Origin of the sequence: Stenotrophomonas lacuserhaii (assembly GCF_039674585.1) — a bacterium.
Lineage (GTDB): Bacteria > Pseudomonadota > Gammaproteobacteria > Xanthomonadales > Xanthomonadaceae > Stenotrophomonas > Stenotrophomonas pennii_A.
Genome location: NZ_JBDJNU010000003.1, coordinates 59,876 through 77,324 on the forward strand (window position 1 = coordinate 59,876; position 17,449 = coordinate 77,324).

At 66.9% G+C, this 17,449-nt stretch carries 16 protein-coding genes; 11 read left to right on the forward strand and 5 right to left on the reverse strand.

Annotation, left to right across the window (positions count from 1 at the left end):
* Positions 1–22: 22 nt before the first annotated feature.
* Together ABE522_RS01890 and ABE522_RS01895 are read right to left on the reverse strand one after the other, a co-directional pair.
* Entirely contained in the window at positions 23–400 is a 378-nt protein-coding gene (locus ABE522_RS01890) for a response regulator (protein WP_346590179.1), read from the reverse strand.
* 41 nt (positions 401–441) lie between these two features.
* On the reverse strand, positions 442–3,597 hold the full coding sequence (locus ABE522_RS01895; protein ID WP_346590181.1) for a CheR family methyltransferase: 3,156 nt from the start codon (positions 3,595–3,597) through the stop codon (positions 442–444).
* Positions 3,598–3,964: 367 nt separating this feature from the next.
* Between ABE522_RS01895 and ABE522_RS01900 the strand changes: the two genes are divergently transcribed.
* From ABE522_RS01900 to ABE522_RS01915, 4 genes are all read left to right on the forward strand, one after another.
* Entirely contained in the window at positions 3,965–4,477 is a 513-nt protein-coding gene (locus tag ABE522_RS01900) for a hypothetical protein (protein ID WP_346590182.1), read from the forward strand.
* A 268-nt stretch (positions 4,478–4,745) separates the two neighbouring features.
* Positions 4,746–5,048 carry a KGG domain-containing protein gene (locus ABE522_RS01905; protein WP_346590184.1) on the forward strand — a complete coding sequence of 101 codons (303 nt, stop codon included), beginning with the start codon at positions 4,746–4,748 and terminating at the stop codon, positions 5,046–5,048.
* Between the two features lie 214 nt (positions 5,049–5,262).
* Entirely contained in the window at positions 5,263–5,772 is a 510-nt protein-coding gene (locus ABE522_RS01910; RefSeq protein WP_101100490.1) for a ferritin-like domain-containing protein, read from the forward strand.
* A gap of 271 nt (positions 5,773–6,043) precedes the next feature.
* Positions 6,044–6,946, forward strand: coding sequence for a manganese catalase family protein (locus tag ABE522_RS01915; protein WP_346590186.1), 903 nt, complete (start codon positions 6,044–6,046; stop codon positions 6,944–6,946).
* A gap of 72 nt (positions 6,947–7,018) precedes the next feature.
* Here the strand turns inward: ABE522_RS01915 and ABE522_RS01920 are convergent, their stop codons facing one another.
* The 3 genes from ABE522_RS01920 to ABE522_RS01930 are packed head-to-tail and all read right to left on the reverse strand — an operon-like array spanning position 7,019 to position 9,313.
* Positions 7,019–8,194, reverse strand: a complete 1,176-nt coding sequence (locus tag ABE522_RS01920; protein WP_346590296.1) for a zinc-dependent alcohol dehydrogenase — start codon at positions 8,192–8,194, stop codon at positions 7,019–7,021.
* Positions 8,195–8,215: 21 nt separating this feature from the next.
* Positions 8,216–8,719 carry a hypothetical protein gene (locus tag ABE522_RS01925; protein WP_346590188.1) on the reverse strand — a complete coding sequence of 168 codons (504 nt, stop codon included), beginning with the start codon at positions 8,717–8,719 and terminating at the stop codon, positions 8,216–8,218.
* 15 nt (positions 8,720–8,734) lie between these two features.
* Entirely contained in the window at positions 8,735–9,313 is a 579-nt protein-coding gene (locus tag ABE522_RS01930) for a DUF4142 domain-containing protein (protein WP_346590189.1), read from the reverse strand.
* Positions 9,314–9,580: 267 nt separating this feature from the next.
* Between ABE522_RS01930 and ABE522_RS01935 the strand changes: the two genes are divergently transcribed.
* The 7 genes from ABE522_RS01935 to ABE522_RS01965 all read left to right on the forward strand — a co-directional run bounded on the left by ABE522_RS01935 (position 9,581) and on the right by ABE522_RS01965 (position 17,427).
* Positions 9,581–9,754 carry a DUF3606 domain-containing protein gene (locus ABE522_RS01935; protein WP_101100494.1) on the forward strand — a complete coding sequence of 58 codons (174 nt, stop codon included), beginning with the start codon at positions 9,581–9,583 and terminating at the stop codon, positions 9,752–9,754.
* A 120-nt stretch (positions 9,755–9,874) separates the two neighbouring features.
* Positions 9,875–12,391, forward strand: coding sequence for a heavy metal translocating P-type ATPase (locus ABE522_RS01940; protein WP_346590191.1), 2,517 nt, complete (start codon positions 9,875–9,877; stop codon positions 12,389–12,391).
* A gap of 26 nt (positions 12,392–12,417) precedes the next feature.
* Entirely contained in the window at positions 12,418–12,918 is a 501-nt protein-coding gene (cueR, locus tag ABE522_RS01945; RefSeq protein WP_346590192.1) for a Cu(I)-responsive transcriptional regulator, read from the forward strand.
* Between the two features lie 138 nt (positions 12,919–13,056).
* The gene (locus tag ABE522_RS01950) at positions 13,057–13,263 is read left to right on the forward strand and encodes a heavy-metal-associated domain-containing protein (protein WP_346590193.1); all 207 of its coding nucleotides are present in this window, start codon (positions 13,057–13,059) and stop codon (positions 13,261–13,263) included.
* A gap of 257 nt (positions 13,264–13,520) precedes the next feature.
* Positions 13,521–14,111, forward strand: a complete 591-nt coding sequence (locus ABE522_RS01955) for a (2Fe-2S)-binding protein (protein ID WP_346590195.1) — start codon at positions 13,521–13,523, stop codon at positions 14,109–14,111.
* The gene (locus ABE522_RS01960) at positions 14,084–15,151 is read left to right on the forward strand and encodes an FAD binding domain-containing protein (RefSeq protein WP_346590297.1); all 1,068 of its coding nucleotides are present in this window, start codon (positions 14,084–14,086) and stop codon (positions 15,149–15,151) included. Before ABE522_RS01955 ends, ABE522_RS01960 begins: the two co-directional genes overlap by 28 nt.
* Positions 15,148–17,427 (forward strand): xanthine dehydrogenase family protein molybdopterin-binding subunit, encoded by a 2,280-nt coding sequence (locus tag ABE522_RS01965; protein WP_346590197.1) that lies wholly within the window; start codon positions 15,148–15,150, stop codon positions 17,425–17,427. The genes ABE522_RS01960 and ABE522_RS01965 overlap by 4 nt, the downstream gene beginning before the upstream one ends.
* Positions 17,428–17,449: the final 22 nt, after the last annotated feature.

Consider the following 17,449-nt stretch of genomic DNA (forward strand, 5'->3'; position numbering starts at 1 on the left):
TCGGCGCGGCCCGCGCCCCAGCTCAGTGCCGGGTGCAGATCGCGCTGACCATCTCCCACAGGGTCGCCGGAACGAACGGCTTGCTGCACACCGGGCGATCGCCGAAGCGTGCGTCGATGGCCGCGGCATCGTAGCCGGTGGTGAACAGGAACGGGATGTCCAGGGCAACCAGCTGGTCGGCTAGTGGATAGGACATCTCGCTGCGCAGGTTCACATCCAGCAGCACCGCGTCGATCTGGTCGTCGTGCTCGGCCACGTAGCGCTGCGCTTCGGCCAGCTTGCTGGTGACCCCCAGTACCTCGGCGCCTGCCGATTCGAGGAACTCGGAAACGCTCAGGGCCAGCAGGTAGTTGTCTTCCACTACGTACACCCGGCATCCGGCCAGAATATCGTTGCCCATCTCAACCTCCCGCCAGGCGGCCCCCCGTCCGCGAATGGCTGTCAATGTGTGTGGTCGTAGGGCACCTCGATGCTGCAGAAGACCCCGTCGCTTGCATACTCCAGTCGTGTTTCGGCGTTGAGCGTGTGCGACATCGCGTGCACGATCAGTTGCGTCCCGAAGCCGGTCCGGGAAGGCGCGTGGTCGATCGGAACGCCGGTCTCCTTCCAGGCCAGGGCCAGCCACTGCTGGCCTTCGTTCTCCTTCAGTTCCCACGCGACCCGCAGCTGGCCGCCGTCCACCTTGAACGCCCCGTACTTGGTTGCGTTGGTGGACAGCTCGTGCAGTGCCAGGCTGAACGTCTGGGCCATGTCGAAGCTCAGCGCGATCGCATTGCCGTTCAAGCTGACGCGCTCCATGGGCACGCCCAGCGACGCCAGCTCCGTGCGGACCATTTCGCCCAGGTCGACTTCGCCAGCCAGCGTACCGCCCAGCAGGCTCTGCGCGCGTCCCAGTGCGGCCAGCCGCTGGCCGAAATCGGCAACGTCCTCGCCTTTGCCCAGGGTGCGCAGTGCGATGGCCTGCACGACGCCCAGCAGGTTGCGGGTGCGATGCTGCAGTTCGGCGATGAGCATCTGCTGGCGCTCTTCCGAACGCATCAGGCTGGTGACGTCCAGGAAGGTCACCACAACGCCGTTGGAACGTTCTGCGGCGTCCACGTACGGACCCACGCGCACCAGGTAGCTGCAGCCGCGGTCGGCGCAGGAAGCACGCCGTTCGATCATCACTTCTTCCTTCAGCGCCCGGTGCAAGTCGGCGTCGAAGCCGGGCAGGGCCACGCGGACCGACAGATCGGTGATCGGCCGCCCGAGGTCGCTGTTGCGGATGTTGAAGATGGACTCGACCGCGGGAGTGAAGGAGCGGATCGCCAGCCGCTCATCCAGGAACACGGTCGCTACCTCGGTCGCGCGGAACAGGTTGACCAGGTCATTGTTGGCGCGGTCCAGCGCCTCCAGCTTACCGTGCAGTTCTGAGTTTACGGTGTGCAGCTCTTCGTTGACCGACTGCAGCTCCTCCTTGGAGGCCTCGAGCTCTTCGTTGGTGGACTGCATCTCTTCGTTGACCGACACCAGCTCCTCGTTGGAGGACTTCAGTTCTTCCAGCGCGGTTTCGTATTCTTCGATCAGCGATTGCAGGCGGTCACGCGTCTCATGCAGCTCGCGCTCGGTCTGCGAGGCGTGGTCGGCACGGTCCCCGCCCTGGCCGATCGCGCGTTCGGAGGCTTCTTCGCGGGTCAGCGCCGGGCCCTGGTCCACGAACAGCACCAGGAACAGGCCTTCGCTGCCCATGCGCTCGTTGAGCGGTTCGATGACCATGTTGACCAGTTGCACCCGGCCATCGTCCACTTCCATCGCCAGCCCGCTGCGCTGGGCGCTGCGGCCGCTTTCCACCGCTTCACGGAAGATCGTGCGCAGGTCCAGCCGCAGCTCCCTCCGTGCAAGGGTGAGCAGCTGCCGGGTGGGCGCGCCGGCCGGGACTTCCAGGTACTTGCCGGTGCGGCCGGAGAAGTACACCACGTCGCCTTCGCTGCTCACCACCACGTGGGGCGGGGCATAGCGGTCCAGCACCTGCGATTCGGCACTGTGGCGCATGGAGCCGGCCGCGGGCAGGCGCCGGGTACTGCTGTCGGTCGCGGCCTGCTGCCGCGGCAGGATCAGCGACATCGGCAGCCGCACGCTTGGCGTGGAGCCGTTGCGGCGCCGGAAGATGCGGTTGCGCTTGTCCACGGCCACGAACAGTTCGTCGAACTGGCTCAGGTTCTCGGCAGTACCCAGGAACAGGAAGCCTTCCGGGCGCAGCGCATAGTGGAAGGTGGGGATCACCTGCGCCTGCACGTCCGCGCCGAAATAGATCAGCAGGTTGCGGCAGGACACCATGTCGATGCGCGAGAAAGGAGGATCGCGGATCACGCTGTGGGGCGAGAAGATGCACAGCTCGCGCACCTGCTTGGCCACTACCATGCTTTCGCCGTCAGGGACGAAGAAGCGCTGCTGGCGCTCCTGGCTGACCGCGCTCAACAGCGGCCGCGGGTAACGCGCGGCGCGTGCAACGGCCAGCGCGCGATCATCGATATCGGTGGCGAACAGCTGTACGCGCGGGGCAACCGGCAACGTCGCCATGTGCTCCAGCATCAGGATCGCCAGCGAATAGACTTCTTCGCCGGTCGCGCAGCCAGGTACCCAGATGCGCACCGTTTCTTCGGGCCCGCGGTTGGCCAGCAGCTGCGGGATGACGTTGTCCTCCAGGCTCTTGAAGGCATCGTGGTCGCGGAAAAAATTGGTGACATTGATCAACAGGTCACGGAACAGCAGCCCCGGTTCCTGTGGATCCTTCCGCAGTGCGTCCACGTAGGCGCCGAGGTCGCGCAGGCCAAGCACCTGCATGCGCCGGTGCACGCGGCGCAAAAACGTGCGGGTCTTGTAGCCGCTGAAATCATGGCCCACCTGGCTGCGCAGCAGCATGTAGATCTCAGCCACCGAATCGGCGTCCTGGGCCGAGGAGCGCTGCGTCCGCGCGCCGGCTATGGCCTGGTCGAGCATGCCGATGTTGGCGGCGAACTCGGCGATCTTGGGCCCCATGGATTCAACCGGCAATGCAAAATCAACAAAGCCCAGCTGGATGGCCGAATCGGGCATGTCCGCATATTGGGGCCCGAATCCGTCCGCGACCTGGGCCAGCGTCATGCCGCCTTTTTCCTGGATGGCCTTCAGGCCCAGCGTGCCGTCGGCGTCGCCGCCGGACAGGATCACGCCCACCGCAAGCGCCTGTGCATCGTCGGCCAGCTCGCTCAGGAAGATGTCGACCGGCTTCGGCTCGCGATGGCCGTGCAGATCCTGCAGTGTCAGCTTGCCTTCGCGGATGCCCAGCACGCTGTCCTCTGGCATCACGTATACATTGCGGGGTTCGACCGGCATGCCCTCTTCGGCCTGCACCACGGGCAGTGGGGTGAAGCGCGCAATGATCTCCGGAAGCTGGGTCCTGCGTGAAGGATTCAGGTGGGTGACAACCACGAATGCCATGTCCGTGTCGTTGGGAACGCCGCGGAAGAACCCCTCCAGCGCTTCTACGCCCCCAGCGGAAGCACCGATGCCGACGACGTGGAATTTTCCTTCTGACACCATGTCGCGGTGTGCCCCGAATTGAGAAATAGTGGCCATGCTCGCCGCCGTCTGGTGGATGTGTCAACCGATTCAATACCGGGCATCATGCCGCCGCAGGGGGTTACCACACTGTGTGGACACGGTCGTCCAACGCACGCGGATACACCGCGTGCAGGGAGTGTGACGGCACGTGACACCGGGGTTGATGCGTTCCTTACCTGCCGGCCACGTGCCGTATGACGGGCGCCGCCGATAGTGACTGCAACCCCGGCTTAAGGATGCGCCACCCCGTGCTGCGATCCCTCGTCCCGAATGAGCACGTCGCGCCTGCTGCGCACGCAGCGCCGTCCGCTACGCCGCGCGGACGACCTGGCGCTGCGGTGCTGACCGCCTGCGTGTTTCCTATTCGCGCCGGGACCGTGGCATGACGGACCCGATGCGCCGTCGTGTGGAGGATGCGGCCGCGAATGATCCGGCCAGCCGGGCGTGGCCGGATGTGGGTGCGGGCGGTAGTCGCCCGGGCGACTGGTTCCTGCAATCACTGGTCAGCCTGGTCAACCATCGCCCGCACCTGCGCCTTGGCATCGTGCTGCATGTGCATGGGCTGGAGATTAGCGGGACCCTGGTTTCGGGCACGGCTTACTTCGAACGTTTCGCGCGCGCGTTTCCGGATGCGCTCGACCTCGCCGACCAGGCGCAGCGCCAGATCGCGCACGACAGCATCGCCATGCATGCGGCGCGCTACGGCAGCCGCAACGCCGACGACAGCACCGACCCACCTGACTATCTGCACCTGATCGATGTGCGCGTCACGGCAGCCGGCAGCGCAGATGCAATGGCCCCTGCGCTTTCGCTGTGGCGGGGGCGCATCGAGGCCATCGACGGTTTCCGACTGCTGGGCCGTGACGCAGGTGCGGGAACCTCCAGCGCACGTTGATTCCGTGACCGTGTTGCACAGGATGCGCGCTGCGTCTGCAGCGCGCCAAGCGCGTGCGTGCGCCGACAATGCTGCTTGAAGGCACGCCTGCGGCGGCGCGGTTGCGTGATCACACAGGCAATCGCCGTCCGCGTCACCGTCTCGTGCAGTACTGCCGCGCCTGGTGTCACGTGGCATCGTCATGCGTTCGACGGCGTTTTCAAACCGTGCCGCCTACGCTTTGCACGTCGGTACTTCCACCGACTTCTACGCTATCCAGGAGAACGAAATGGCAAACAACAACAACCAGTCCAATCGTGGTTTCGCTGGCATGGACGAAGACAAGCAGCGCGAGATCGCCGCGCAGGGCGGACGTGCCGCGCATGAATCCGGCAACGCACATGAGTTCAGTTCGGAACAAGCCCGCGAGGCCGGCCGCAAGGGCGGCGAGGCGGTAAGCCAGGACCGTGAGCATATGTCCGAGATCGGGCAGAAGGGTGGCCAGCAGCGCCAGGACGACGGTGGCAACCAGGGCGGCAACCAGGGCAACCAGCAGGGAGGTCGCCAGCAGGGCGGGCGCCAGCAGAGGTAATCTGCAGCTCCCCTCCCTGGGCCCGGCACCCGAAGCGCCCCGCGCGTGGGTGCCGGGCTTTTTTCATCACGGTCGAAGCGCGGGTGAGCAACCGTGACACGCATGGGCTAACGGCCCCTGCACCGTAAAAGGACATGCTTTCCACGGCCCGTTGGCGGCTGGTTGACGGGCCTGCGGACATGCTGTCCCTTCCCACCCGCGGAGAAGCAACGACATGACAGAGATCAAGGAAAACCTGCTGGATTGGCTGCGTGACGCCCATGCAATGGAACAGCAGGCCGAGCAGATGCTGAAAGCACAGGCAGGCCGGATCGATCATTATCCAAAACTCAAGGCGCGCATCGAAGAACACATCCAGGAGACGGTGGGCCAGCGTGAGCGCCTGGAACAGTGCATCAGCAACCTGGGCGGGTCGCCGTCCATCGTGAAGGATGCGCTGGGCAAGATGGCGGCGATGGGCCAGGCCATCGGCGGAATGACCGCATCGGACGAGATCGTCAAGGGCGCGATGGCGGGCTATGTGTTCGAGTGCTTCGAGATCGCCAGCTACACCTCGCTGATCGCTGCGGCGCGCACGGCCGGCGAGCATGAAGTCGCACAGGTGTGCGGTGAGATCCTTGTCCAGGAAGAGGCGATGGCCGCCTGGCTGCTCGAGAACCTCCCGGAAGTTACCGAAGAGTTCCTCGTGCGCGACGCGACCCCCGGCGTGACCGCGAAGAAGTAAGCAGTCCGCGGGAGCAGCGAAAGGAAGACCCCGGCGATGGCCGGGGTTTTTTAATGCGCTGGCGACCCGTTCGTGAACGTCATATCAGCATCGCGCTCGCCAGCACTCATGCGTTGCCCACGTGCCATCCACGGCCGTGCACGGGCGCCACGCGCATCCTCGTTGCGTGGGCCGGAAGCCTTGGGCGCACACCATCAATGTCGAGCCATCGGACCCAGCGTGCGCGCACCGCGCAGACGCTGCGGCGCCGTCGCAAACAGAGGAGTTGCTGATGTTTCTTCACCACAAAAAGCTGATGTACACGGTCCGCGTGCGGGAAAGCAATCCAGCGCTTGCCACCCTAATGCTGGAACAGTTCGGTGGACCGCAGGGTGAGTTGGCGGCCGCCATGCGCTATTTCACCCAGGCACTGGGCGAATGCGATCCCGGGCGCAAGGACATGCTGTACGACATCGCCACCGAAGAGATCAGCCACCTGGAGATCATCGGTACGATCATCGCGATGTTGAACAGGGGCCCCAAGGCCGTGCAGTCCGAAGCGATGGCCGAGGTCGAGGACATGCGGCTGCTCAGCCAGAACAGCACCAGCCATACCGAGCAGATCCTCTACGGTGGCGGCCCAGCCCTGGTCAACTCCAGCGGCGTACCGTGGACTGCTGCCTACGTGGATTCCATCGGCGAGCCGACCGCGGACCTGCGATCGAACATCGCCGCCGAAGCCCGCGCCAAGCTGGTCTACGAACGACTGATAAACGTGACCGACGATCCGGGCATCAAGGATGCACTGCGTTTCCTGATGACCCGCGAAGTGGCCCACCAGAAGTCCTTCGAAAAGGCCCTTTACAGCATCACGCCGAACTTCCCGCCGGGCAAGCTGCCGGGCGATCCGGCGTTCACCGATCTGTACATGGATATGTCCCAGGGCGAGGGTGACCAGGTTGGCAGCTGGAACAGCGGGGAATTGTGGGAACGGGTCACCGATCGCGACGCGCAGGCGGCCCTGGACGGCGGCGACGGGTCTTTCTCCGTGGGCTTGACGCCGGCCGAGCAGGCGGCAGTGGAGGAAATGACCCTGCGAACGATGTCCAACCCGGAAATCGAACCGGCGACAGGCGCCGAACTGGGTGCTGGCGTGGGCGCCGGCGCCGTGCTGCGCCGGCCCCGCGAGCCCTGAGCGCAGCGCTGGAACCATCATGCATTGAAAAAGCCCGGCCATGGCCGGGCTTTTCCGGTGTCCCGGTGCGGGTCACGCGCCGGGTACGAATACGGCGCGGACGCAGCCATCCTTCTTGTGCTTGAAGAGGTCATAGCCACGCACCGCGTCCTCCAGCGGCATGCGATGGGTGGCCATGAAGCGCGGCAGCAGATCGCCCTGCTGGGCGAGCGCGAGCAGCCGGGGCAGGTAGTACTGGCCATGCTGCTGCGCGGTGCGCACGGTGACGCCCTTGTTCATCAGCGTGCCCAGCGGGAACTTGTCCATGACCCCGTAGACGCCCAGCACCGACAGCGTGCCGCCCTTGCGACAGGCCAGAATCGCTTCGCGCAGCGCCTGGCCCCTGTCGGTGTGCAGGTGCAGCGCCTGCTTCACGCGGTCATAGGCGTAGCCGGCTCCCGTGCCATGGGCTTCCATCCCCACCGCATCGATGCAGGCGTCGGGGCCGCGGCCGCCGGTCAGTTCGCGTAGCGCGTCGGGCACGCTGTCCACGGCGCTGTAGTCGAGGGTTTCGCTGCCCACCACGTCCCGCGCCATGGCCAGGCGCTCGGCAAGGCGGTCGATGCCGATCACCCGCTCGGCGCCCAGCAGGCGTGCGCTCAGCTGGGCCATCAGGCCCACCGCGCCGCAGCCCCATACCGCCACGACGTCGCCGGGCCGGATGTCACAGAAATCCGCGCCCATGAATCCGGTCGGTCCGGCGTCGGACAGGAACAGCGCATCTTCGTCACTGACATCGTCCGGGATGGCAAAGCAGCCGACATCGGCATGCGGCACGCGGATGTAGTCGGCGTGCGAACCGGCATAGCCCCCGAAGGCGTGCGTGTACCCGTAGATCCCGGCAGTGGGGTAGCCCAGCACGGGCTCCTGCAGGTGACCATTCGGATTGGTGTTGTCGCACAACGAAAATTCGTTTCGCCCGCAGTGCCAGCAGCGGCCACAGGAGATGAAGGACGGGATCACCACGCGCTGGCCAGGACGGATCGCGGTGACCGCCGGGCCGACCTCCATCACCGTTCCCATGAACTCGTGGCCGATGATGTCGCCTTCGCGCATGCCCGGGATGTAGCCATCGATGAAATGCAGGTCCGAGCCGCAGGTCGTGCTCAGGCCGACCTTGATGATCGCATCACCCGGGTTGACCAGGATCGGATCGGGGGTGGTTTCCACCCGCAGGTCGTTGACACCATTCCAGCAGAGGGCATGGATGGGGGAATCTCCTGTTCGGCCTCAACGTGCGGCCGGATTGGACTGCAGGGTAGGGACTTCGCCGGTTTCCAGGCCGGCGCGGAGGCGGCGCAGGATCTGCCCGGCCAAGGCCGCGGGGGCGGGATCCAGCAATCGCGCTGCCAGCCGTTCGACTACGCCGTCCGGCGCGTAACGCACCTGCAGTTCGGCTTCCACGCCGTCGCGGTTGAGGCAGGGCCTGACGGTGAGCGAGAGCGACGCCAGCACGCCGGCGTCGCCCTCCACGTCCTGCTGCACCCGCAGTGCGGACCGCCCCACGGTACGCAGGAAGACAAGCGGATGCTGGCCCAGCGGTGCGCTCACCCGCCAACGACTGCCTTCCGCGCTCGCTTCGAGAAGATCGGCGAAGCCGGTAAACAGGACGGACTGCACTGCCGGGTCCGTCCATGCATCCAGGACGCGCTCGGCACTTGCCTGGAGGGTGATCGCCCGCCGGATCGGCGCCGGGCGGGCGGCATCGCTGTCATGGGGATCGGGTACGTGCATGGCCGACTCCGTCGATCAGCGGCCGGTGGCCGGGGTGCCGGCCAGGCGCTCGGCCTGGGCAAGGTGATCGGCCACGTGCCCGCGCGTCTTCTGCAGGAAGGCGCGCACCTGGGCATCGGTTGCCGCAGGCAGGAGGCTGTCGTCCAACGTCTGCAGCGCCTTGCGATGGTCCTTCACCATCGCCTGCAGGTAAGCGGTGTCGAACGCGGCGCCCTGGTGCCTGGCCAGTGCGGCGGCCTCGGTCTTTGCCTCGGCCGTCTTGGCCTGCGCCGGTGCGCTGCTGCGGTCGGGCTTCCACGCCGCCAGCATCTTCTCGTTTTCTGTGTGCGAGCGGATCATGGCCTGCGCGTACTGTCGCGCAGGTTCGGTCTGGGCCCGCGACAGAGCAAGTTGCCCGGCGTTGATTTCCGCCTGGTTGATCGCCGAAAGCACGCCCAGGGCCTGCTGCTGGCGCAGTTCGCCAGACGGAGCGTTGGCGGTGGACGCGGCGCTGCTGGAGGGGGAAGGGGCTGCACTCGTCTGTGCGCTGGCGGCGCTGCTGCCGATCAGGCCCAGGGCGACGACGGTGGCACGCAGGGGAACGATGAAAGACATGGCGCGGATCTCATGGATGAGGAAGCTGGATGCTGCCGCCTGGCCCGGCAACGCGGTGAGATGCAGCTGTGTGCGGATGGGGCACAGGCGTAGACACACAGGTCACGCGCGCTTGACGGCCTGCCCGAGGGTTCAGCGCGGGTGACGAAAAGCGCCGCTGCGTTGCCATCGCCGCGACGCCGGAAGCAGGGCGCCTTCGCTGCCGGCCCGCTAGATTTTCCGGGACCACCGCCCCAGGAGAGCCCCGTGACCCAGCCACCCAAACCCGTGCAGACCCCGGGCGGCAAGCCGAAGGATCCGGACCGGATCAACATCAACGAAGAATGGGAGCTGCGCTTCTGGGCGAAGGAGCTGGGCCTGGACGAAGACCAGCTCAAGCGGGCCGTACAGGAAGTTGGCGTGTTGACCACGGAACTGCGTAAATACAAGCCGCCGCACTGAAAGCCGGTGGTTCCGGTGTGCCGGGCCCGCCGGGTCGGCGCGGCCGGGAGGCGCCACCTTGACCTTCCCACGGTGGGAATCCCCAAGCTGTCCGCAACTTGGGCTTTCGAGGTATACGCCATGGCTTCGGCCGTTCTTCCAGACGCTTCCGGGCGAGGCGACCCGTCCAATGGGGCGCTGAGCGTCCCGATCACGGGGATGACCTGTGCGTCCTGCGCCGCGCGCGTCGAGCGCGCGCTCAACGCGGTTCCCGGCGTGACAGCAGCCGTGGTCAACCTGGCTACCGAACGTGCGCAGGTCACCTTCAACGGCGTGCCCGACCCGCAGGCAGTGGCCGATGCGGTGGTCAAGGCAGGCTATGCGGTGGCGGAAGAAAGCAGCGCGCTGATGATCCAGGGCATGACCTGCGCCTCCTGCGTGGGGCGGGTGGAGAAAGCCCTGCGACAGGTTCCCGGTGTGGTCCAGGCCGATGTGAACCTGGCCACCGAACGCGTCCAGGTGCGCCACCTTGCCGGGGTGGTCAGCCTCGGCCAGCTCGCAGGTGCCATCGAAAAGGCCGGCTATCGTGCGCATCCGGTGATGGGTGCGCATGGCGGGGCGGAAGACCAGGAGGCCGCGCGCCGCGAGACCGAAGCGGCGGGCCTGCGTCGTTCACTGTGGCTTGCCGCGGTCCTCGGTCTGCCGGTCTTCGTGCTTGAGATGGGCTCCCACCTGGTGCCATCCGTGCATCACTGGGTGATGCATACGCTCGGCCAGCAGACCAGCTGGTACCTGCAGTTCGCATTGGCCACGCTGGTCCTGCTCGGGCCGGGTCTGCGCTTCTTCCGCGCGGGCGTGCCGGCGCTGCTGCGCGGCGGGCCGGACATGAACTCGCTGGTGTCGCTCGGTACCTCTGCAGCCTATGCCTACTCGGTGGTTGCAACGTTCGCCCCGCAGGTGCTGCCGCCCGGCACCGCGAACGTCTACTTCGAAGCTGCCGTGGTGATCGTTGCGCTGATCCTGCTGGGCCGCACGCTGGAGGCGCGCGCCAAGGGACGCACTTCGCAGGCGATCAAGCGACTGGTCGGACTGCAGCCGCGGACCGCGCGGATAGAACGCGACGGCGCCAGCGTGGAGATCCCGCTGGACCAGGTGGCGGCAGGCGACGTGGTGTCGGTCCGGCCCGGTGAAAAGGTACCGGTGGACGGGGAGGTCGTCGAAGGCGCTTCCTGGGTGGACGAAAGCATGATCACCGGCGAACCGGCGCCCGTATCCAAGGGCGTAGGGGCCGGGGTAGTGGGTGGCACCCTGAACCGGACCGGCGCGTTCCGCTTCCGGGTCACCCGGGTGGGCGCGGACACGGTGCTGGCGCAGATCATCCGCCTGGTCGAGCAGGCGCAGGGCTCCAAGCTGCCGATCCAGGCACTGGTGGACAAGGTGACGCTGTGGTTCGTGCCGGCGGTGATGGCGGCGGCGGCGCTGACGTTCGTGGCGTGGCTGGTATTCGGGCCTTCGCCAGCACTGACCTTCGCGCTGGTCAACGCGGTGGCCGTGCTGATCATCGCCTGCCCGTGTGCGATGGGGCTGGCCACGCCGACGTCGATCATGGTCGGCACCGGCCGCGCGGCCGAACTCGGCGTGCTGTTCCGGAAAGGCGAGGCACTGCAGGCCCTGCGCGATGTCAGCGTGGTGGCATTGGACAAGACCGGAACGCTGACCAAGGGCCACCCTGAACTGACCGATCTGGTACCGGCCGCAGGCTTCGATCATGACCGGGTGCTGGCGCTGGTCGCGGCCGTGGAGTCCCGCTCGGAGCATCCGATCGCCGAGGCCATCGTGGCCGCTGCCACCCGGTACGGGCTTGCCGTCGGGACGGCCGAAGGCTTCGATGCGACCCCGGGCTTCGGGGTGACGGCAACCGTTGACGGTCAGCAGGTGGCCGTCGGAGCGGACCGTTTCATGGCCCGGCTGGGCCTGGATGCCAGCGTGTTCCTGCCGGTCGCGCAGCGGCTGGGAGCGGAGGGCAAGAGTCCTCTGTATGCCGCGATCGACGGTCGCCTGGCGGCGATCATCGCGGTAGCCGACCCGATCCGGGACACCACGCCGGAGGCGATCAAGGCGCTGCATGCGCTCGGGCTGCGCGTTGCGATGATCACCGGTGACAACGCCGCTACCGCAGCGGCGATCGCCCGCCAGCTTGGCATCGACGACGTGGCGGCTGAAGTGCTGCCCGATGGCAAGGTGGCCGCGCTCAAGCGGTTCCGCGTGGATGGCGCACGGGTGGCCTTCGTGGGTGATGGCATCAACGATGCGCCGGCGCTGGCTGAAGCGGACGTGGGCCTGGCGATCGGTACCGGGACCGATGTGGCGATCGAAGCGGCCGACGTGGTGCTTATGGCCGGTGACCTGCGCGGGGTGGTCAACGCCATCGCACTGAGCCGGTCCACGCTGCGCAACATCAAGCAGAACCTGTTCTGGGCCTTCGCCTACAACGCCGTGCTGATCCCGGTCGCGGCCGGCGTCCTGTATCCCTTCAACGGCACGTTGATGTCACCGGTTTTCGCCGCCGCGGCGATGGCCCTTTCAAGCATCTTCGTGCTGGTGAACGCGCTGCGGCTGAAGCGCTTCCGCGCACCGCTCGCGCGTGCTCCATACTGACCGCACAGCGTGCAAGGGAAACCAGCGTGAACATCGGACAAGCAGCGAAGGCCTCCGGCGTGTCGGCCAAGATGATCCGTTACTACGAAGGCATCGGGCTGATCCCGCCCGCCGCCCGGTCGGAGGCCGGCTATCGCTGCTACACCCAGCAGGACGCCCACACCCTCCGCTTCATCCGCCGCTCGCGCGATCTTGGCTTCACGGTGGAACAGATCGCCGAGCTGCTGCTGCTATGGCGTGACGGCGAACGTGCCAGCGCGGACGTGAAGCGGGTCGCTTTGGCGCACGTTGCCGAACTGGAAGACAGGATCAGCGGGCTGCAGGCCATGGCGCGCACGCTGCGTGATCTTGCCAGCAGCTGCCACGGCAACGATCGCCCCGACTGCCCGATCATCGAAGAGCTCGCAGAGCCCGTCGGTGCCGGGAAAGACAGCGTCCCCGCGGCATCCCCGCGCAGGACGCCGCGCTTCGGCACGGATATGCCGGCTTCGCCGCGTGCCCGCGGGAGCCTGCCGCGCAAAGGTTGAACCGGAGTGCCGTCGGCAGCATCCGCGACCACATGAACGCAAGCCAAGGACGTCGCGATTACTTTGAAGAAGCGGGTTGACCTTGCCACGTTGGCAACGCCGAAAGTAGTCGGCGTGCCAACCCACCAGGAGATGACCATGCTTCAGTTCCACATTCCCCAGATGACGTGCGGTTCCTGCGCCAAGCCGGTAAGGGCCGCCCTGCTGGATGCCGACCCTTCGGCAGGGATCCAGATCGACATGGCAGCGCGGACGGTGAGCGTGGACACGGTGCTGGAGCCCGCCGTGTTCCTCGCCGCACTTGCCGAAGCGGGATACCCGCCCCTGACCCCGCCCGCTGGCTGATCCTCGTTCAAGGAGACGTGCCCATGTGCACCCGACAACTGCTCACCCTCGGCGTTGCCGTCGTGTTCCCAACGGCAGCAGGCCATTCCCCGGCCTCCGCTGCGGAAAGCAAAGCAATCATCGCGCTTCCGGGCGCTGTAGAGAAGGCAACCGCCGAGCTCGTCCGGCACGACTTCGCACGCAGCACATGCAACGTGCACCCGGCATAGACGAGCCGAGGCGCAGGGTGGGTGGCAGACGCCCCAGCCGGACCTGCCATGAGCGATTTCCCTGCATCCCGGGCGGCGGCCACGCCGCCGCCCTCAGCCACGCATGCCTCCCCCCGGTATCCGCTGCGCCTGACCATCAACGGCGAGGCGCACGCGCTTGAGGTCGAATCCACGGTCAGCCTGCTGGACCTGCTGCGTGACCGCCTGCAGCTGACCGGCACCAAGAAGGGCTGCGACCATGGCCAGTGCGGCGCGTGCACGGTGCTGGTCGACGGCCGCCGCATCAATAGTTGCCTGACCCTGGCGGTCATGCAGCAAGGCGCCGACATCACCACGGTCGAGGGCCTGGCGAACGGGGATGCGCTGCATCCCCTGCAACAGGCCTTCATCGCCAAGGATGCCCTGCAATGCGGCTACTGCACGCCCGGCCAGCTGTGTTCGGCGCAGGGATTGATCAATGAGGGCCAGGCTTGCACCCGTGACCAGGTACGCGAACTGATGAGTGGCAACGTCTGTCGCTGCGGGGCTTACCCGCAGATCACCGATGCGGTGATGACGGTGCTTGAAGAAACCCAAGGCCCGCCGGATGCCCCCGAGCCATCCCCCGCGCACTGGACACCCGGCACGGTGCCCGCATGATTCCCCCCACCTACGAACGCGCCGCGTCGTTGCAGCAGGCCTTGCAACAGCTTGCCAGCCCCCCCGCGCGCCCCATCCAGCCCATCGCCGGCGGCACAAACCTGCTCGACCTGATGAAGCTGCAGGTGATGCAGCCCAGCGGGTTGTTGGATGTCAACGCGCTGCCGCTGGACGCCATCACCGCCACCGAAGAGGGCGGTCTGCAGCTCGGCGCCACCGCTCGAAATGCCGATACGGCGTACCACCCGCTGGTGGAACGCGGGTATCCCCTGCTTTCGGCAGCGATCCTGGCGGCGGCCTCGCCGCAGATCCGCAACATGGCCAGCAACGGCGGCAACCTGCTGCAGCGCACGCGTTGCACCTATTTCTACGACCGTGCGACGCCCTGCAACAAGCGCGAACCGGGCAGCGGCTGTTCAGCCGTGGGCGGGCTGACCAAGTACCACGCGATCCTCGGCGCCAGCGAGCACTGCATCGCCACGCACCCCTCCGATATGTGCGTCGCGCTGGCGGCGCTCGATGCCACGGTGCATGTCGCCAGCGTGCGCGGCACCCGCGCAATTCCCTTCGCCGCGTTCCATCGGTTGCCGGGCGACCAGCCCGGACAGGACAGCACCCTGGCCGCAGACGAGCTGATCACCCATCTGACGCTTCCGCCAGGCGGGCGTTTCGCCGCGCACAGTGCCTACCTGAAGATCCGCGAGCGCCTGTCCTACGCGTTCGCGCTGGTGTCGGTCGCCGCCGCGCTGGAAATCGGCCCCGACGGACGCATCACCGATGCGCGGTTGGCCCTGGGCAGCGTAGCGCACAAGCCATGGCGCCGCACCGACGCCGAACAGCTGCTGATCGGCGCGACGCCGGGCGATGCAGCCTTCGAATCAGCGGCCGGGCGGCTGCTCGAAGGCGCGCAGTCGCAGGGGCAGAACGCCTTCAAGATCCCGCTTGCACGACGCGCGGTGGTGCGCGCCCTGCAGGCCGCCACCGAGGGCACCATCGACAATCGTGGCCAACGCCGCGGCCAACCGGAGCATGCCGCATGAGCGCCTATCCCCAGCAACCGCAGGTGCCCGTAGCCGAGCCGGGAACCGGCCACGTGCCGACCGGGACCGGAACGCCGCGCATCGATGGCCGGGCCAAAGTGACCGGCCAGGCGCGCTACGCGGCCGAATGGCCGGCCGAGGATCTGGTCCATGGCGTGGTGGTCAACAGCAGCATCGCAAAGGGGCACATCCTCGGCTTCGACCTGGACGCCGCGCTGGCGGTACCGGGCGTACTGCAGGTGCTGACCCACCTCAACCGTCCGCACATGCGCGGTGCCGGCATCTTCTACAAGGACATGACCGCCCCTGCAGGATCGCCCTTCCGGCCGTTGTACGACGCACAGGTCCGCTACAGCGGCCAGCCGGTGGCGCTGGTGCTGGCCGAGACCTTCGAGGCGGCGCGTCACGCGGCCGGGCTGGTGGGCGTGCGGTATGAGGTCGAGGCGCACGAGACCAATCTGGTCACCTCCGTTGAACGAGCGCGTGAGCCGCGCAAGATGAAGGCCGGATTCTCCGCGCCGCCGAAGGGCAAAGGCGAGCCGGACCAGGCCTACGCGCAGGCCGCGCACCGCATATCGGCCGATTTCTACAGCGGCGTGGAACACCACAACCCGATGGAGCTGTTCGCCAGCACGGTGATCCGCGGTGACGACGGCCACCTGACCATCCATGACAAGACCCAGGGCTCGCAGAACAGCCGCTGGTATGTCTCGCATGTGTTCGGCCTGCCCAAGCGCAAGGTCACGGTGCGCAATGCCTACGTGGGCGGTGCGTTCGGCTCCGGGCTTCGCCCGCAGTACCAGCTTGCGCTGGCGGTGATGGGCGCGTTGGCGCTGGAACGCTCGGTGCGCGTTGTCCTCACGCGCCAGCAGATGTTCACCTTCGGCCACCGTCCGGAGACCGTGCAGCGGGTAAAGCTCGCCGCCGATGCCGACGGCACCCTGCGCTCGATCTGGCACGAGGCCGTGGCCGAGACATCGCGCATCGAGGACTACGTGGAGGTGGTGGTCAACTGGAGCGGCCAGCTGTACGCCTGCGACAACGTGCACGTGGGCTACAAGTTGGTCGACCTCGACCAGTACACGCCGATCGACATGCGCGCCCCGGGCGCGGCGCATGGCATGCATGCGCTGGAAGTGGCGATGGACGAGCTGGCCAATGAGATCGGGATGGACCCGCTGGCGCTGCGGCTGAAGAACTACGCTGAAACCAATCCTGCCGATGGCAAACCGTTCTCCACCAAGGCCCTGCGCGAGTGCTACCGCCGCGGTGCAGAGCGCTTCGGCTGGGCTGATCGCGCGCCCTTGCCGCGGGCCCGCCGCGAAGGCAACGAATGGGTCGGTTGGGGCATGGCGACCGGCCAGTGGGACGCGATGCAGATGTTCGCGCGGGCCCATGCCGAGCTGCATGCCGATGGCCGGCTGGTGGTCAGCAGTGCGGCCACCGATATCGGCACCGGCACCTATACGGTGATGAGCATGATCGCCGCCGAAGCACTGGGCCTGCCGCTGGAACAAGTCACCTTCCAGCTGGGTGATTCCACGCTGCCGGTGGCCCCGATCGAGGGCGGCTCATCGCATGTCAGCACGGTGGGCTCGGCAGTGGATGGGGCCTGTGCCAAGCTGCGCCGGCAGCTGCTCGCGCTTGCTGCTGGACGGAAGGACTCGGCGTTCAACCGCGCCGGCATGGATGACGTGGTATTCGCCAATGGCAGCATGGCACTGCGGACTGACCCGGGCAGCGCCGTTGCGCTCACCACGCTGCTGGCCGACGCCGGCAAAGCCAGCATCGAAGCCAAGTACCTGCTGCTGCCCAATGTGTTGAAGCAGCGCCGCTATACCCGCGCCACGCACAGCGCCGTGTTCGTGGAGGTACGGGTGGACGAGGAGCTCGGCACGGTGCGGGTGATGCGCGTGGTCAGTGCGATCGCCGCAGGTCGCATCCTCAATCCCACTACGGCACGCAGCCAGATCATCGGCGGGGTGGTGTGGGGCATCGGCGCGGCGCTGCACGAACACACCGAATCCGACCATCGGTTTGGGCGTTTCATGAACCGCGATCTGGCCCAGTACCACGTTTCGGTCAACGCGGATATCCATGACGTGGACGTGCTGTTCGTGGAGGAAGACGACCGGGTGGTCAGCAGCCTCGGAGCGAAGGGAGTGGGGGAGATCGGCCTGGTGGGCGTGTCGGCGGCGATCTGCAACGCCATCCATCACGCCACGGGCAAGCGCATCCGCAGTACGCCGATCACCCCGGACAAGGTGATGGCCTAGCGCCCGTTTCAACACGCAGAAG

What these genes read in the sequence shown, in the direction of transcription:
- ABE522_RS01890 (WP_346590179.1), bottom strand. Translation starts at nt 400, where the DNA reads ATGGGCAACGATATTCTGGCCGGATGCCGGGTGTACGTAGTGGAAGAC.
- ABE522_RS01895 (WP_346590181.1), bottom strand. Translation starts at nt 3,597, where the DNA reads ATGGCCACTATTTCTCAATTCGGGGCACACCGCGACATGGTGTCAGAA.
- ABE522_RS01900 (WP_346590182.1), top strand. Translation starts at nt 3,965, where the DNA reads ATGACGGACCCGATGCGCCGTCGTGTGGAGGATGCGGCCGCGAATGAT.
- ABE522_RS01905 (WP_346590184.1), top strand. Translation starts at nt 4,746, where the DNA reads ATGGCAAACAACAACAACCAGTCCAATCGTGGTTTCGCTGGCATGGAC.
- ABE522_RS01910 (WP_101100490.1), top strand. Translation starts at nt 5,263, where the DNA reads ATGACAGAGATCAAGGAAAACCTGCTGGATTGGCTGCGTGACGCCCAT.
- ABE522_RS01915 (WP_346590186.1), top strand. Translation starts at nt 6,044, where the DNA reads ATGTTTCTTCACCACAAAAAGCTGATGTACACGGTCCGCGTGCGGGAA.
- ABE522_RS01925 (WP_346590188.1), bottom strand. Translation starts at nt 8,719, where the DNA reads ATGCACGTACCCGATCCCCATGACAGCGATGCCGCCCGCCCGGCGCCG.
- ABE522_RS01930 (WP_346590189.1), bottom strand. Translation starts at nt 9,313, where the DNA reads ATGTCTTTCATCGTTCCCCTGCGTGCCACCGTCGTCGCCCTGGGCCTG.
- ABE522_RS01940 (WP_346590191.1), top strand. Translation starts at nt 9,875, where the DNA reads ATGGCTTCGGCCGTTCTTCCAGACGCTTCCGGGCGAGGCGACCCGTCC.
- ABE522_RS01950 (WP_346590193.1), top strand. Translation starts at nt 13,057, where the DNA reads ATGCTTCAGTTCCACATTCCCCAGATGACGTGCGGTTCCTGCGCCAAG.
- ABE522_RS01955 (WP_346590195.1), top strand. Translation starts at nt 13,521, where the DNA reads ATGAGCGATTTCCCTGCATCCCGGGCGGCGGCCACGCCGCCGCCCTCA.
- ABE522_RS01965 (WP_346590197.1), top strand. Translation starts at nt 15,148, where the DNA reads ATGAGCGCCTATCCCCAGCAACCGCAGGTGCCCGTAGCCGAGCCGGGA.